Here is a 12738-nt window from a genome sequence, read left to right on the forward strand (position 1 = left end):
GGCTGCGTCTGATCTCCCCTTGATCATGGGCGCAGATTAACAGCGGTTGTACGAGGCCTCTGTGGACGCCGGCTACGACCAGGGGCGCGACGGGCACCGCCCAGAAGCCCTTGCGGAAGAGGACAGCCCACCAGACCGGGCCGGCATGTTCAGTCGATGTGGTCACTCGATCCCGAGGGGGCCGAAGCCCAGGTCTTCTCGCATGTGGCGGCGCATCTCCGCCATGGCCGTGCGGCGCTGTTGGACGAAGGCCCGGTCCTCCGCGGACCCGACCTGGACCCCGCGGGCATAGGCGTCGCGCATCCGACGCAGGCTGTGGAACGCCTCGTTCCCGGCCGCGACGACGGCCGGCGGGCCCACGAGCCAGAGCTGCTCGCCGGCCTTGTGCAATCCGGTTCCACGAAAGGCTTCGCGTACCGCCGCGTCGCGCGCTGACTCCGACATGTGATCGCCCAGGGCGACAGCGCGTATCTGTTCCCCCGCGTCCTTGAGGGCGACGGCGTACTCGGTGTACACGCCACGCCGCACTTCCAGGGCGTGCCGCTCCTCCTCGCGACGCCACCTGTTGCGATCGGCGACGAGGGTGGCGGCGATGCCGATGGCGGCACCTGACAGCGTGGAGAGCAGAGGCATCCAGTCCATGCGCGGCATGCTGTCACCTTCTTGCCGGCGCAGGCCTTCGTCACGCTGCTGCGCGCGCAGGTTGGTGAGCGAGGGCTTCCGTCTGCCGGGCCGGGCCAGGAGTGAGGTCACAGCGGCCCAAAACGCCCGGCGAGGCCCAGCAAAGTCCGGCAGGGCTCGGCAAGGGCGTATGTCGCGATATAGCTTTAGCCTTCTACGTGCGCCGCTCCCTGCGTCGCGCAGAGCGTTCGACAGGACCAGGACGGAAGCATGTCGGGAGAGAATCCGCCCACCGGTAAGCACGACGGCCCCGGCTCGTCGCCCGGGCTGCGGGCCTCTCATGCGGACCGGGACCGGGTGGTCGACGTGCTGCGTGTCGCGGCGGGGGACGGACTTCTGACCGCGGAGGAGTTGGACGAGCGCCTGGAAACCGCTCTGTCGGCGCGGACTCTGGATGAACTGGCCGCGCTCACCACCGACTTGCCACCCGTATCGATCACGGGTGGTACGGCTGTGGCAGAGGTCAAGGACGTCGTCCGGATCGAGCAGGTCCACAGCGGTGCCGTCGAACGCCGCGGACGCTGGGTGGTGCCGCGGCGGCTGGAGCTCGCGGTGACCTGGTGCGACGTGACGCTCGATTTCACCGAGGCCGTGATCACGCAGGACACCCTTCGGATCGACGTGGCCATGGCAGGGAAGAGTCTGACGCTGATCACGGGGCCGGGCGTAGAGGTCGATGCCGACGGCCTGACCCTGGTCCACTGCAAGTTGGTGCACCACGGCACGCGGACGCCTCCGGGCGTACCGACAAGGCTGCGCGTGGAGCTGGTCGGTCAAAAGGCCCACGGCCGTGTGGTGGTGCGGCCCCCGCGCCGGACGTTCGGGCAGTGGTTGCTGCGCAGGCCCGCGTCCTTGGGGTGAGCGGCGATCTCCGTCGTGCGGGTGGGGCACGCCTTCCTTCATTCGTGCTCTCTTGTGGTTACTGAGGAACTGTAGGAGAGTGGCGGCGTCGTAGTGGAAAGCCCACTTCTCGGTGACTGGGGATGCCCATGGGGACCAAGCATCAACTCAAGGGCCTGCCCGAGGACGCCGACCTGCGGCGCGCGGACTCGTTGGCGCGGGAGATCTTCTCGGACGTCGCCAACAAGTGGGCGCTCCTGATCATCGAGGCCCTGGGTGAACGCACCCTGCGCTTCAGCGAGTTGCGCAACGAGGTCGAGGGCGTCAGCCACAAGATGCTCACCCAGAACCTGCGCATGCTGGAGCGCAACGGACTGGTCAGCCGGAAGGTGTACCCCACCGTGCCGCCGCGGGTCGAGTACACCCTCACCGAGCCGGGCCGCGCCCTGCGCGCCACGGTCGACGCCCTCTGCGGCTGGACCCATCAGTACCTCGGACACATCGAGGACGCACGCCATCGCTTCGGCACCTGACGGACGCGCACCATGGTGCCGGGCCCAACGGCTGGTACCCAAGGGCTCAGGCTCATCTGCTGGCGCCTGACGGCTCATTTGCCCAGGCTGTTTCGGCACAACGCCACCGTGCCCGGGTCCGTGACACCTTCGGCCATGTCGCACACGAACTTGGCGTCGTAGGTCTTCCGTTGACGCGGAGTACGGGGCGCCACCGGTTGGGGACGTCGCTCGGGCCGTTGTGCCACGGGCTGGGGCGGGGCTGACGTCCGCTGAACCGGAGTGCGGGGAGGGCCTGGTGGCGGGGGCTCACGGTCGACGGCCGCAGCCTGGCGGCGAGGCGTCGGCTGCGCGGTCTTCCTGTCCTCCTCGCTCGTCGGCCTGCCCGTGCCGCTCCTCACCAGCGCGTCACGGGCCGAGGGCTGAGTGGCGGGCGTGTGAGACTCCGGTGGAGCCGACTCCTGACCACCCGCAGGTTTCAGTGTCGGAGCGAGCCCCGGCTTCACGGAGGTGCACCCCGCGCTACTCAGCAGGACCAGGACGACAAGCGTGACGAGACGAGGGCGCATCGGGCCACGGTCCCGCAGCGGCAAGTCCGCGCGCAGCCGCCTGCGGCCGAACCACCGAAGTGAGTGACGGTGGAAGGGCAAGTACCGCGCGGTGATTGCTTTTTGGCCCCCCTCAGCCTTCCGAAGCGGTCTTTGTCGCTTCGCGTGCCGTGGCGAGGGCTCGCTGCCTGAGGTCGCCGAACAGCTGGATCATGGTGGCGTCCAGGACGTCGTCCCGGTGGATGGTCCGCCCGTCTCTGGTGCGGGTGGGCAGGGCCGGGACGGACTGCGGCACGGACGGGCGCGGATCAGTCAGTTCGCCCGGCATCGTCAGGGTGACCGAGCCGAACCGTTTGATCCCGCCCTCCCGTACGACCATGGCCGCGTCCCGGGCGAGGTCCGTCAGGAACACGCTCGCGAGCCCGTCCAGATCGCGCAGCATCGCCGGGACCGCTGACGTACCCCGATGACGCAGCAGCTTCCTGATCCCGGCCTCGAACCTGTGGGCGCCCACCATGGCACTGGGCTTGCGTGACCTGCTGCGCTTGGGAGCGCGTACGACGGAACCGTCGGCGTCGTACACCACGCCGGTCAGCCCCTTGAACGTAGGGCTGTGGCGGTACCAAATTTCTCCCACCTCCAGCTCGACGTCCCGGCCGATGGCTGTCACAAGGTCCTTGGGAAGCAGCTTGTTTCGGGCCTCCTCCACCGCCGCTCGCCGCGCGCCGTCGATGATGCCCGTCAGCACGGTCTGTGTCACCACCGCGGCAGCCCGCGCGGCCGACCGCGAGACGTGTAGCGGGGTGACGTCCCTGAACACCGCCTTGACGAGGGAAGTCTTGAACACTGGCACGCCCATGCCTTCGGTGGCAGCGGAACCGGTGCGCTCGGGACGTATGGACTGTGCGGGCTGCGCGGGGCGTACGGGCTGTGTGGGCATGGAAAGGGCGCTCCTTGCTGTCGGTATGGCTGACGGGCACCGGCCCAGACCCATCACCGTAGGCCGCCTATCGGTCGGCACCGAGCCCACTCCCGCGAACACCACGGCCGCAAAACCGGCAACAACGCTCCTACCGGGGCGACTTCTGCCCTCTGCGGCCGCCATTCGGGGGGCCGATAGGCTGATCTTCATGGAGAGTGAGATGGCCGGGGAGCCGGTGGGTGTGGTGTGTCCGGGGTGTGGCGGTGGCGAGGTGCGGACCGTTGAGGAGGCGCGCGGCGGCAAGGGCTCGATGCGTGAGGGCCTGCATGGCCGGCTGGAACCGGGGCCCGACAAGACCGGTGACGGATGCCTGCACTTCGTTGAAGGCATGTTGCTGACCGGTCTGGGCGTCGCCCTCGCCTACACGGGCGTCGAGGAGGACAAACCGCTGTACACGATCGGCGGTGTTGTCCTCGCGTTGGTTTGTTTCTTCGGTACCTTCATGGTCGTGCGCAGCGACGGGCGTGAGAAGTCCGCCGAGGAGGCAGGCGAAGCTCGCGCGAAACGCCTGTGGCAGCCTGCGCGTTACTGCTACGGCTGCACCTCGGTGTTCTGCCCCGGCGGCACTCCGTGGCAGGGAGTGCTCACCCCGGAACAGTTCAAGAAGCTGGTGTGGACCGAGGCGGGCTACGCCGATCAACTCCAGCCCGGAGACAAGGCGAAGGACGCGGAGCTGCCTGCGGATGTGTTGCGGGAACGGGCGTAGAGACGCTCTGGCAGGTAGCAGGTAGCAGGTAGCAGGTAGCAGGTAGCAGGTAGCAGGTGGCAGGTGGCAGGTGGCAGGTGCGACTGAACGCATGAGCGTCAGGCGCTCACTTACGGACGCAAGAGCGTGACCGTCCCCTTCGCGGCGGTCCGCCCGGCGGCGGTGACGAGAACACGAGTACCGCCGGCCTCCCTTGCCACTTCGATTCCAGCTCCACGCAGCGGTACCGGCGCATGGAACTCCATGCGCAGCCCCGTCACGGCTGCCGCCGTCATCCCCGAGTCGAGCAGCGTTGCCTGCCGCCCCGCTTCCAGCACGGCAAGGAGGGGGAGCCGAGTGGGCCGGCCGGGCAGTAGGACGGGGTGGCGCGGGTCTCGGGGGTTGATCACCACTCTCCCTTGTGGCGCCCGTGCCAGCAGCACGTCGAGATCGGCCGCGGCGCCCACTGCGGCGGCCGCGGGGGAGAGGCATGCAGGGAGAGTCATCTCGTCCTCGTGGGTCGGGCCCGCGGGGGCCGGCCGTGCGAACTGCATGGTGCATGACGCGAACGGCTTCCCGGCGTGCAGGTATTCGGCCGTGAGCCGGTAGCGGGCGAGCGAGCCGGACTGCGGCGCGTGGTCGCTCAGGACGAGGCGGACCGCCACATCGGTGGCACTGCGGTGCTCGGTCGGCCGCACACGGGGATCCAGACCCAGGCTCACCGAGACGGGCGCGAGCGGAGGCAGGCCCGTTGGCGGCAGGTGTTGGCGCTCAAGGGCCAGAGCGAGTTGCCGGGTGGATTCCACCACGATCAGTGGATGGTGCGGCACGGGCACGGCGCGCTCGTTGAGCGGATGGAGCCGGGGCCACTGGCAGCGGGCCGCGAAGCTACGGCTTCCCTGTTGCCGCAGGGACACGACCAGCATCAACGCCATCGCGTCGAGCCCGATGGAACTCCAGGTGAGTGGAGCATCGGGGGAGTGAGGCTCTTGCCACCATGGGACACAGCTGCCGCCGTCATCCGGCCGCTGCTCGGCAGTGTGGGCCCTGTCCAACGCCACACCACGCATGTGCTTCTCCTGCCGATGAGTCCTGACGCGCCGACGAGACCGATTCACACGTGCAGGCACCGATGGATGCAGGAACTTCCCAAGTCCCCCATTCAGCGGCAAGCGCGCAGCCACAGACACAGCCATAGCCACAGCTACAGGGCGGGGGCTCTCACAGGTCGCAGAGAGCGAGGAGTGAGGTGACGGCGTCGCTGAGCCGGTGCGGGCGCAGGGTGCCCGCAAGGTGTGGGCCCGCCCAGCCGGGGCCGGCCACCATGACGGCCGACTGCGTACGAGCGCCGGGAACGCCCCACTGCAGCGAGCTGAAATGCTGGGCCAGGGGGCGGCTCGCGGTGCCGTAGGACTGCGACCACAGCACGACCGCGGCGGGACCGATGCGGCGTACGGCCTGGTCGAGCGCCTCTGCAGGTACCGAGGACCCGAACATGCTCACCGGCACGCCACGCTCGGACAGCGCCGCGGCGAGGGCTTCCAGCGGCAGGGTGTGCACCTCGCCCGGCACACAGGCGAGGAGTATGGGCGAGATCGAGGCCCCGGCCTCGCGCCGCATCGCGCCGTAAGGTTTCGTCACGCGCCGCAGAGCCGTCGACACATGCCACGACAGCAGATGCTCGACCTCGACATAGCGCTCCCCGGAGGTCTCCCACTTACGGCCGACCGCATGCAGGGCAGGCATGATCACGTCGTCCCACGCGGGGATCAGCCCCAACTGCGAGATGGCCGTACTGAGCAGGTTCTCGATGGCGGGGGAGTCGAGCCTCAGCGCCGCACGGCTCAGCCCGCGCAGGTGCTTTCGGGCCTGGCCGGGCGAGGCGTGTTGCTGGAGCGGCGCGGGTCGGCCGCTCGGATCAGGGGCCAAAGGATCCGGCCGACTCGACGGAGCCGCGGAGGTCTGCAAGGCGGCCCGAGCGGCTTCGGATGGTGGTACGCCCGCACTGGTGAGCCGGCACATGTGCTCCAGGACCGCGATGTCCTCGCGCGTCCACCGGCGATGGCGCCCGCTCTGGTGGCCTGCGGGGCCGACGCCGTACCGCTGCCCCCACGAACGCAGAGTCGTCGGCGCAACGCCGAATCGTCTGGCGACAGCCCCGGTGCTCAGGCCCGCCACGGCCGGTAGGGGGTGTTGCAGCTCGGTGTCCGTCATTGGTTCACCGTACGACGCAAGACCGACGCATGTTGCGCGGGCCGGCGCGTGATCGCGAGCCTTGGCCCGTCACAGCGCGCAAGACGCTTGGTGGAACTGGGCTGCGGTCAGCCCTCGCAGCCCCGCCGAGCCGACTGGACCGAGCTCACCGGACCGCCTGGTCCGGCAGGAGGAAACCATGGCGGTGAACGCGGCACCCGTTCCCACAGCGGTCCCATCGCATGTGCCGTCGCATGTGCCGGTCGAGGAGAGCCAGGACGCCGAGGAGATCGCGGCGGGGTTCGTCCGAGGCGACGAACGCTGCGTCGCAGCGCTCTATCAGCGCTGGGGCGCCCTGGTGCACACGCTCGCCGCGCGTGCCCTGGGTGATGCCCGTGAGGCGGAAGACGTCACGCAGCAGGTCTTTCTCGCCGCGTGGCGCGGCCGGGCGGGCTACCGGCCCGACCGAGGGCCTCTCTCGGCGTGGCTCGTCGGCATCACCCGCCGGAAAACGGCGGACGCGCTGACCGCCCGTACCCGCCGACTCGCGCTCACCGCGGCCGCGGGTGTGCAGGGGGAGACCGGGGCGCTTCCGACGCATGACCACCCGGAAGCCGCGCTGGACAGGGTGCTCATCGCGCAGGAGCTCGGCAAACTGCCGCCGGTGCAGCGGCTCATGCTGGGCCTGGCGTTCTACCAAGACCTCACCCAGGTACAGATCGCCCAGCAAACGGGTCTTCCTCTGGGCACCGTCAAGAGCCACATCCGCAGGGGCTTGCACCGGCTTCGGCACACCCTCGAAGGCGAAGAGGGCCCGGTGGATGGCTAGGGTTTTCTGACGGAGTGACGCAGTGACGCAGAAGCGATGCGGTTTCGGCGCGAGGGCAGCGTGTTCGCGAGTGGCTGGGAAACGCTTCCCGCATCCGCATCCGCATCCGCATCCGTAGTTACACCCGCATCCGTTTTCGCCTTCGCGTGCGCATCCGGTCACGTGCCATCGCGAGAAGTAGTCCGAGGCCCTGCATCGCCCCGCTGAATCCGCCGCGAAGGGGTGTCTGAGATCTGAGGTGCCGGGCGACATGAGCGAGGCGGGCGAGGTGGGCGAGGTGGGCGGTCGTGAAGCACGTTGATTCATCGGACCTCGCTGAACTCGCTCTCGCGGAGGCCGATGCGCCGCGATCTGGGCCCGTCGGCGCCCACCTTCACCAATGCGGCGCGTGCCGGGCGCATCTCGATGCGTTGCGCCGGGTGGTCGATGCGGCGCGGTCCGTTTCCCCTGCCGACGTGCCGACGCCGCCACCGCAACGCGTCTGGCAGGCCATCTCCGCGGAGTTGACCGACGACCTGGGTGGCGGCGCCTCGAAGCCGCGCCCGCCGCATTCCGCTGCCGCGCAGGACGCCGTAGGGCGGGAACCGACCGGACACGACACCTCGCGGTGGCACGCCGGACGCAGGCCCGTGCTGTTGCTCGCGGCGGCCTGTCTGCTCGTCGGCGCCGCGCTGGGGAGCACCGCCACCCTGTGGTCAGTGCAGACGCAGACGCAGACGCGGACGCAGGCCCAGGTCCGGCAGGACAGCACCGGCACTGCCCGCTCGGGCGCCGACGCCACCCTCGCCCCGCTGGCCGTTGACCGGGCCAGGGGAGTTGCGCACCTCGTCGTGTACGGCAGTGAGTACAAGGCCTTGCGCATCAAAGTGAAGGGCTTGCCCAGCACCGACGGGTACTTCGAGGTGTGGTTGATGGACTCGACCCACGAGAGACTCATCGCGGTCGGCGTGCTCGGGCCTGACGGAACGGCCACACTGCCCCTTCCGCAGGGCGTGGACCTGTCCGGCTACCCCGTGGTGGACGTCTCCGACCAGGCGTACGACGGAAATCCCGCGCACTCCGGCAAGAGTGTCGTCCGCGGGTCCCTATGAGGCCGGCGTCGTGGCGGCAGGGGTGGTCAGGGGCCGGTCGGCTCTTGTCGTAGGACGCACCGATGGGTGGCTTTCGTAAGTACCCATGTCTGTGCATCCAACGGCTCCCTTCGTAGGGAATGCTGGCTGCAAGGGCAGACGCACGGGCGATGTACGAGGGGCGGCATGGACGACGCGGAGATCGCCATCGTGGGCGCCGGCGCGGCAGGGCTGTCCCTGGCCTACCGGCTCTGCGCGAGCCCTCCTGCCGGCACTACCCCTCCCGCGGGCACTACCCCTTCCGCGGGCAGCGCATCTCCCGCACGCACCACCCCTCTCGCCCGCGACAGGCCCTCGATCGTTCTCATTGACGCCCCGCGCGGCCCGCTGAGGCCGCCCGAGCGGACCTGGTGTTTCTGGGAGGAGAGCGAAGGTGAGTTCGACGCGTCGCTGTCCGGCGTGTGGGACACCCTTCGGGTACGTGCCCCTGACGGAACATCCGTGATCGGTTCTCCGGCGCCGCTGCGCTACAAGATGCTCCGCTCCAGCTCTTTCGAGGACCTGGTCGCGGCGCGACTGGACGGAGACAGTCGGGTGCGGCGCGTGGAGGCGGAGGTCGAGGAGGTGCGTGACCTGCCGCAGGGCGCAGAGGTGCGCGGCACCACGCCGCAGGGCGAGTCGTTCGCCCTGCGCGCCCGGTGGGTGTTCGACTCACGTCCGCTCACGGCGTTGCCGCCCGCAAGGACCACCCTGCTGCAGCACTTTCGCGGCTGGTTCATCAGCGCGGACCGGCCCGTCTTCGACGCCGGCCTGGCCGACCTGATGGACTTTCGCACACCACAGCCCGCGCACGGCCTCTCCTTCGCGTACGTGCTGCCCATGACGCCGTACGACGCCTTGGTCGAGTACACGGAGTTCTCCGGCGCCGTGCTCGATGAGCATGCCTACGACGAAGCGCTGCGCCTGTACGTGACGAAGCAACTTGGCCTGGAACGCCATGAGGTCAGTCGTGTCGAGCAGGGCGTCATCCCCATGACCGACGCGCGCTTTCCTCGTCGCTCCGGCCGGTCGGTCTTCCGTATCGGCACGGCCGGCGGGGCGACACGCCCTTCCACCGGCTATACCTTCGCGGCCGTGCAGCGACAGACGTCCGCCATCGCGGCCGCCTACCACCTCGGGCGCACGCCCGAGCCCCCGCCCGTCCACGCCAGGCGCTCGCTGGCCATGGACTCCGTCATGCTGCGGGCCCTGGACACCGGACGCGTGGACGGAGCCGCCTTCTTCGCCGGACTGTTCGGCAAGGTGCCGATGCCACGGCTGCTGCGCTTCCTCGACGGACGTACCCGCTGGGACGAGGACTTCAGGATCGGCCTGCGTACACCTGTCCTGCCCATGCTGCGCACGGTCGCGGAGCTGCCGTGGCTGCCGTGGCACCACCCGAAGCACCCCCTGCCGCAGCGCCGACCTTCGTGACCGCCAACCAGCCGTCCACGACCGGCAAGACAAAGCAACAAACCCAAGGAGACGCCGAGATGACGCTGCTGCGCGACGACGAACTGTCCGCCGCGTTCGATCACGCCGCCCACACCTACGACCGGCTGGTGTCCGCCAACCCCGGCTACCACGCCCACCTGCGACGCTCCGCCCGACGCCTGGGGCTGGCGGACGAAGGCGCGGGACTGCGCGTGCTCGATTTGGGGTGCGGCACCGGCGCGTCGACCGCCGCCCTCCTCCACGCGGCACCGCGAGCCGAGATCATCGCGGTGGACGCCTCGCAGGGCATGCTGGACCGCGCCGCAGCCAAGCCGTGGCCCCCTGGCGTGCGTTTCGTGCACGCGCCGGCCGAGCAGCTTGCCCGGGCCGGGGTCGAGGGCCCCTTCGACGCGATCTTCGCGGCTTACCTGTTCCGCAATCTCGATGACCCGGATGCGGTACTGACCGTCCTGCGCGAACTCCTCGTCCCACACGGCCGGTTGGGCGTGCACGAGTACACGCTCAGCGGCCGGGCACTGGACCGCGCGGTGTGGACCGCCGTGTGCAAGGGTGTGGTCCTGCCTGCCGGCACGGTGGCCGGCGACCGTCTCCTCTACCGGTACCTGTTTCGCAGCGTCGTCGAGTTCGACACGGCGGCCGCGTTCGCCGCACGGGTACGGCGGGCGGGCTTTCGCCAGGTGCGTGTGCTGCCGATGCCGGGATGGCAGACGGGCATCGTGCACACCGTGGTCGGCGCGGCGCCGGGCGCCGCGCGATGAGCGGGCGCGGTGCGGTGAATGGACGCGGTGCGGTGAGCGGACGAGGTGGTGCGGTGAACGGCGGCGCGAGGCGTCACGGGCGTGATCGGCGCGCCTGTGTGGTGCCGGGCCCGCCGGGGGCGCGGCGCGTCTCCGGTGAGGCACGCGGCGTAGCGGTCATCGGCGGGGGCATCGCCGGTCTGGCCGCGGCAACCGCCCTGGCCGAACGGGGCGTTGAGGTGACGCTCTACGAGCGAGACGACCAACTGGGCGGCCGGCTCGCGGGGTGGTCCACGGAACTGGCGGACGGTTCCACGGTCACGATGAGCCGCGGGTTTCACGCCTTCTTCCGCCAGTACTACAACCTGCGCGGGCTGTTGCGCCGTGCCGACCCCGCCCTGAGCATGCTCCAGGGCCTGCCCGACTATCCGCTGCGGCACAGCGGCGGCCTACAGGACAGCTTCGCGCGGGTGCCGCGCACCCCGCCCTGGAGCGCGCTGGGTTTCGTCGCCCTGAGCCCCACCTTCGGCTGGCGTGACCTGACCCGGATGAGTCCGCGCTCCGCGTTGCCGCTGCTCGACGTACGCGTGCCCGACGTGTACCGGCGCTTCGACCACATCAGCGCCTGGGATCTGCTCGAAAGCATCCAATTCCCTCAGGCGGCCCACCACTTGGCGTTCGAGGTGTTCTCCCGCAGCTTCTTCGCCGACCCGCGGCAGTTGTCGGCCGCCGAACTCGCCCTGATGTTCCACATCTACTTCCTCGGCTCCAGCGAGGGGCTGCTGTTCGACGTGCCCCGAGCACCCTTCCCGGCCGCGCTGTGGGAACCGCTGGCCCGGTACCTGGCCGGTCATCGGGCGGACATCCGTACCGGCCAAGGCGTCGAGAGCATCGAGCCCGCGCGCCAAGGCGGCTTCCACGTCGTCACCCCGGACGGGCGCGAGCGGCACGACGCCGTCGTCCTGGCCCTGGACATCAAGGGACTCCAACGGGTGGTGGAACAGTCGCCGCTGCTCGTCGACCGCGACTGGCGCACGCGGATCATGAGCCTGCGCACCGCGCCGCCCTTCCTTGTCTCCCGGCTCTGGCTCGACCGGCGGCCGGCACCCGAGCGCCCCGGCTTCCTGGGCACGAGCGGATACGGGTCACTGGACAACGTCAGTGTGCTGGAGCGCTGGGAGAGCGAGGCGGCCGACTGGTCGGCCCGTACGGGTGGCTCGGTCGTCGAACTGCATGCCTACGCGGTCCACCCCGGGGCGGACAGGGAAGCGGAACAGCGCGACCTGCTGGCCCAGTTGCACAGGGTCTACCCGGAGACCCGCGACGCCAAGATCGTCGACGCGCGGCATGAGTGGCGCGCCGACTGTCCGCTGTTCCCTGTCGGCGGATACCAGGACAGGCCCACGGTTCGCACCTCAGACCCGGCCGTCACGCTGGCCGGGGACATCGTGCGCAGCGATCTGCCGGTCGCCTTGATGGAGCGTGCGGCAACGACCGGCTTTCTCGCGGCGAACGCCCTGCTCGAACGCTGGGGCGTGGCCGGACAAACCCTGTGGACCGTTCCGGACAAGGGCAGGACGATGGGGCTGAGGGTCCTCAACCAGTTCGCCGGCATCTGAGGGCCCTGAACCCCCACTTTCGAGCTCCCAGCAGACGAGATGAGAGGTGCGGATGGTGGCTCGCACACCGGCTGAGCGCGTCCTGGCTTGCTCATACACCTCCGATGACGGCACGACCCGGTTCCATGTCACCGACCTGACGGTGGATCACCACCCGGATCGCAGCGTCACGTTGACCTACCGGCTCATCATCGAGCGGAAGGGGCACGCAGAGGAATGCTGGGTGTTCACGCTGCCGTGGAGCGACCGGTCATTTGTGGACGTGTTCATCTCGCCCGCCCCTGACCCCGAACGTCTTCGCCAACTGGTGGAGCTGGTGCATGGCCTCTTGGAAGAGTGGTGGGACACCAAGGGCCGGAACCGTCAGTTGGCGAAGATGGGACGCCGATGCCCCTGAACTGCCTCAGAGGTCGTTTCATCCTGTTGTTTCATCCCGAGATGCGGCTTTGATGCGCTGGTGAGGGGTCGCGCCAGGAGACGGTGTTCTCGCCGGTGAGGCGGCGGGCCATGAGGTCGGTCATGGCGAGATGGATCATGGCTTCGGAGCG

The 12738-nt window shown here is 69.6% G+C and carries 13 protein-coding genes and 1 pseudogene; 9 read left to right on the forward strand and 5 right to left on the reverse strand.

The window, feature by feature from the left end:
• Nucleotides 1-162: 162 nt before the first annotated feature.
• Nucleotides 163-642, reverse strand: coding sequence for a hypothetical protein (locus tag ACWFRU_RS41410; RefSeq protein WP_453693903.1), 480 nt, complete (start codon nucleotides 640-642; stop codon nucleotides 163-165).
• Nucleotides 643-891: 249 nt separating this feature from the next.
• Here ACWFRU_RS41410 and ACWFRU_RS41415 point away from each other — a divergent pair, with 249 nt between their 5' ends.
• Together ACWFRU_RS41415 and ACWFRU_RS41420 are read left to right on the forward strand one after the other, a co-directional pair.
• A complete protein-coding gene (locus tag ACWFRU_RS41415; protein ID WP_453693905.1) occupies nucleotides 892-1542 on the forward strand; it encodes a DUF1707 SHOCT-like domain-containing protein in 651 nt (216 codons plus the stop codon).
• Nucleotides 1543-1670: 128 nt separating this feature from the next.
• A complete protein-coding gene (locus ACWFRU_RS41420; protein WP_453693907.1) occupies nucleotides 1671-2054 on the forward strand; it encodes a winged helix-turn-helix transcriptional regulator in 384 nt (127 codons plus the stop codon).
• A gap of 660 nt (nucleotides 2055-2714) precedes the next feature.
• Here ACWFRU_RS41420 and ACWFRU_RS41425 read toward each other — a convergent pair.
• Nucleotides 2715-3521: a hypothetical protein gene (locus tag ACWFRU_RS41425; protein ID WP_453693909.1), complete on the reverse strand. Its 807-nt coding sequence runs from the start codon at nucleotides 3519-3521 to the stop codon at nucleotides 2715-2717.
• A 190-nt stretch (nucleotides 3522-3711) separates the two neighbouring features.
• Here ACWFRU_RS41425 and ACWFRU_RS41430 point away from each other — a divergent pair, with 190 nt between their 5' ends.
• Nucleotides 3712-4269, forward strand: coding sequence for a hypothetical protein (locus ACWFRU_RS41430; protein ID WP_453693910.1), 558 nt, complete (start codon nucleotides 3712-3714; stop codon nucleotides 4267-4269).
• Between the two features lie 110 nt (nucleotides 4270-4379).
• On the opposite strand, the gene ACWFRU_RS41435 is transcribed toward ACWFRU_RS41430, so the two are convergent.
• Nucleotides 4380-5183: a hypothetical protein gene (locus ACWFRU_RS41435; protein WP_453693911.1), complete on the reverse strand. Its 804-nt coding sequence runs from the start codon at nucleotides 5181-5183 to the stop codon at nucleotides 4380-4382.
• A 286-nt stretch (nucleotides 5184-5469) separates the two neighbouring features.
• Nucleotides 5470-6462 carry a MerR family transcriptional regulator gene (locus tag ACWFRU_RS41440; RefSeq protein ID WP_453693913.1) on the reverse strand — a complete coding sequence of 331 codons (993 nt, stop codon included), beginning with the start codon at nucleotides 6460-6462 and terminating at the stop codon, nucleotides 5470-5472.
• A 178-nt stretch (nucleotides 6463-6640) separates the two neighbouring features.
• On the opposite strand from ACWFRU_RS41440, the gene ACWFRU_RS41445 reads away from it, so the two are divergent.
• From ACWFRU_RS41445 to ACWFRU_RS41470, 6 genes are all read left to right on the forward strand, one after another.
• Nucleotides 6641-7270, forward strand: a complete 630-nt coding sequence (locus ACWFRU_RS41445) for a sigma-70 family RNA polymerase sigma factor (RefSeq protein WP_453693915.1) — start codon at nucleotides 6641-6643, stop codon at nucleotides 7268-7270.
• A 455-nt stretch (nucleotides 7271-7725) separates the two neighbouring features.
• Complete coding sequence (locus tag ACWFRU_RS41450) at nucleotides 7726-8361, forward strand: anti-sigma factor (RefSeq protein WP_453693917.1); 636 nt, start codon at nucleotides 7726-7728, stop codon at nucleotides 8359-8361.
• 165 nt (nucleotides 8362-8526) lie between these two features.
• Complete coding sequence (locus ACWFRU_RS41455; protein WP_453693919.1) at nucleotides 8527-9813, forward strand: lycopene cyclase family protein; 1287 nt, start codon at nucleotides 8527-8529, stop codon at nucleotides 9811-9813.
• Between the two features lie 59 nt (nucleotides 9814-9872).
• Complete coding sequence (locus ACWFRU_RS41460; RefSeq protein WP_453693921.1) at nucleotides 9873-10592, forward strand: class I SAM-dependent methyltransferase; 720 nt, start codon at nucleotides 9873-9875, stop codon at nucleotides 10590-10592.
• Nucleotides 10589-12190, forward strand: coding sequence for an FAD-dependent oxidoreductase (locus ACWFRU_RS41465; protein WP_453693923.1), 1602 nt, complete (start codon nucleotides 10589-10591; stop codon nucleotides 12188-12190). Before ACWFRU_RS41460 ends, ACWFRU_RS41465 begins: the two co-directional genes overlap by 4 nt.
• A gap of 52 nt (nucleotides 12191-12242) precedes the next feature.
• Nucleotides 12243-12587 (forward strand): hypothetical protein, encoded by a 345-nt coding sequence (locus tag ACWFRU_RS41470; RefSeq protein ID WP_453693925.1) that lies wholly within the window; start codon nucleotides 12243-12245, stop codon nucleotides 12585-12587.
• 31 nt (nucleotides 12588-12618) lie between these two features.
• Here ACWFRU_RS41470 and ACWFRU_RS41475 read toward each other — a convergent pair.
• Nucleotides 12619-12738: pseudogene (locus ACWFRU_RS41475) on the reverse strand (IS5 family transposase); the annotation flags it as partial.

Source organism: Streptomyces sp. NPDC055099 (genome assembly GCF_053607685.1).

Coding starts and splice junctions, on each gene's coding strand:
- ACWFRU_RS41410 (WP_453693903.1), bottom strand. CDS start 642: ATGGACTGGATGCCTCTGCTCTCCACGCTGTCAGGTGCCGCCATCGGC.
- ACWFRU_RS41415 (WP_453693905.1), top strand. CDS start 892: ATGTCGGGAGAGAATCCGCCCACCGGTAAGCACGACGGCCCCGGCTCG.
- ACWFRU_RS41420 (WP_453693907.1), top strand. CDS start 1,671: ATGGGGACCAAGCATCAACTCAAGGGCCTGCCCGAGGACGCCGACCTG.
- ACWFRU_RS41425 (WP_453693909.1), bottom strand. CDS start 3,521: ATGCCCACACAGCCCGTACGCCCCGCGCAGCCCGCACAGTCCATACGT.
- ACWFRU_RS41430 (WP_453693910.1), top strand. CDS start 3,712: ATGGAGAGTGAGATGGCCGGGGAGCCGGTGGGTGTGGTGTGTCCGGGG.
- ACWFRU_RS41435 (WP_453693911.1), bottom strand. CDS start 5,183: ATGGCGTTGATGCTGGTCGTGTCCCTGCGGCAACAGGGAAGCCGTAGC.
- ACWFRU_RS41440 (WP_453693913.1), bottom strand. CDS start 6,462: ATGACGGACACCGAGCTGCAACACCCCCTACCGGCCGTGGCGGGCCTG.
- ACWFRU_RS41445 (WP_453693915.1), top strand. CDS start 6,641: ATGGCGGTGAACGCGGCACCCGTTCCCACAGCGGTCCCATCGCATGTG.
- ACWFRU_RS41455 (WP_453693919.1), top strand. CDS start 8,527: ATGGACGACGCGGAGATCGCCATCGTGGGCGCCGGCGCGGCAGGGCTG.
- ACWFRU_RS41460 (WP_453693921.1), top strand. CDS start 9,873: ATGACGCTGCTGCGCGACGACGAACTGTCCGCCGCGTTCGATCACGCC.
- ACWFRU_RS41465 (WP_453693923.1), top strand. CDS start 10,589: ATGAGCGGGCGCGGTGCGGTGAATGGACGCGGTGCGGTGAGCGGACGA.
- ACWFRU_RS41470 (WP_453693925.1), top strand. CDS start 12,243: ATGGTGGCTCGCACACCGGCTGAGCGCGTCCTGGCTTGCTCATACACC.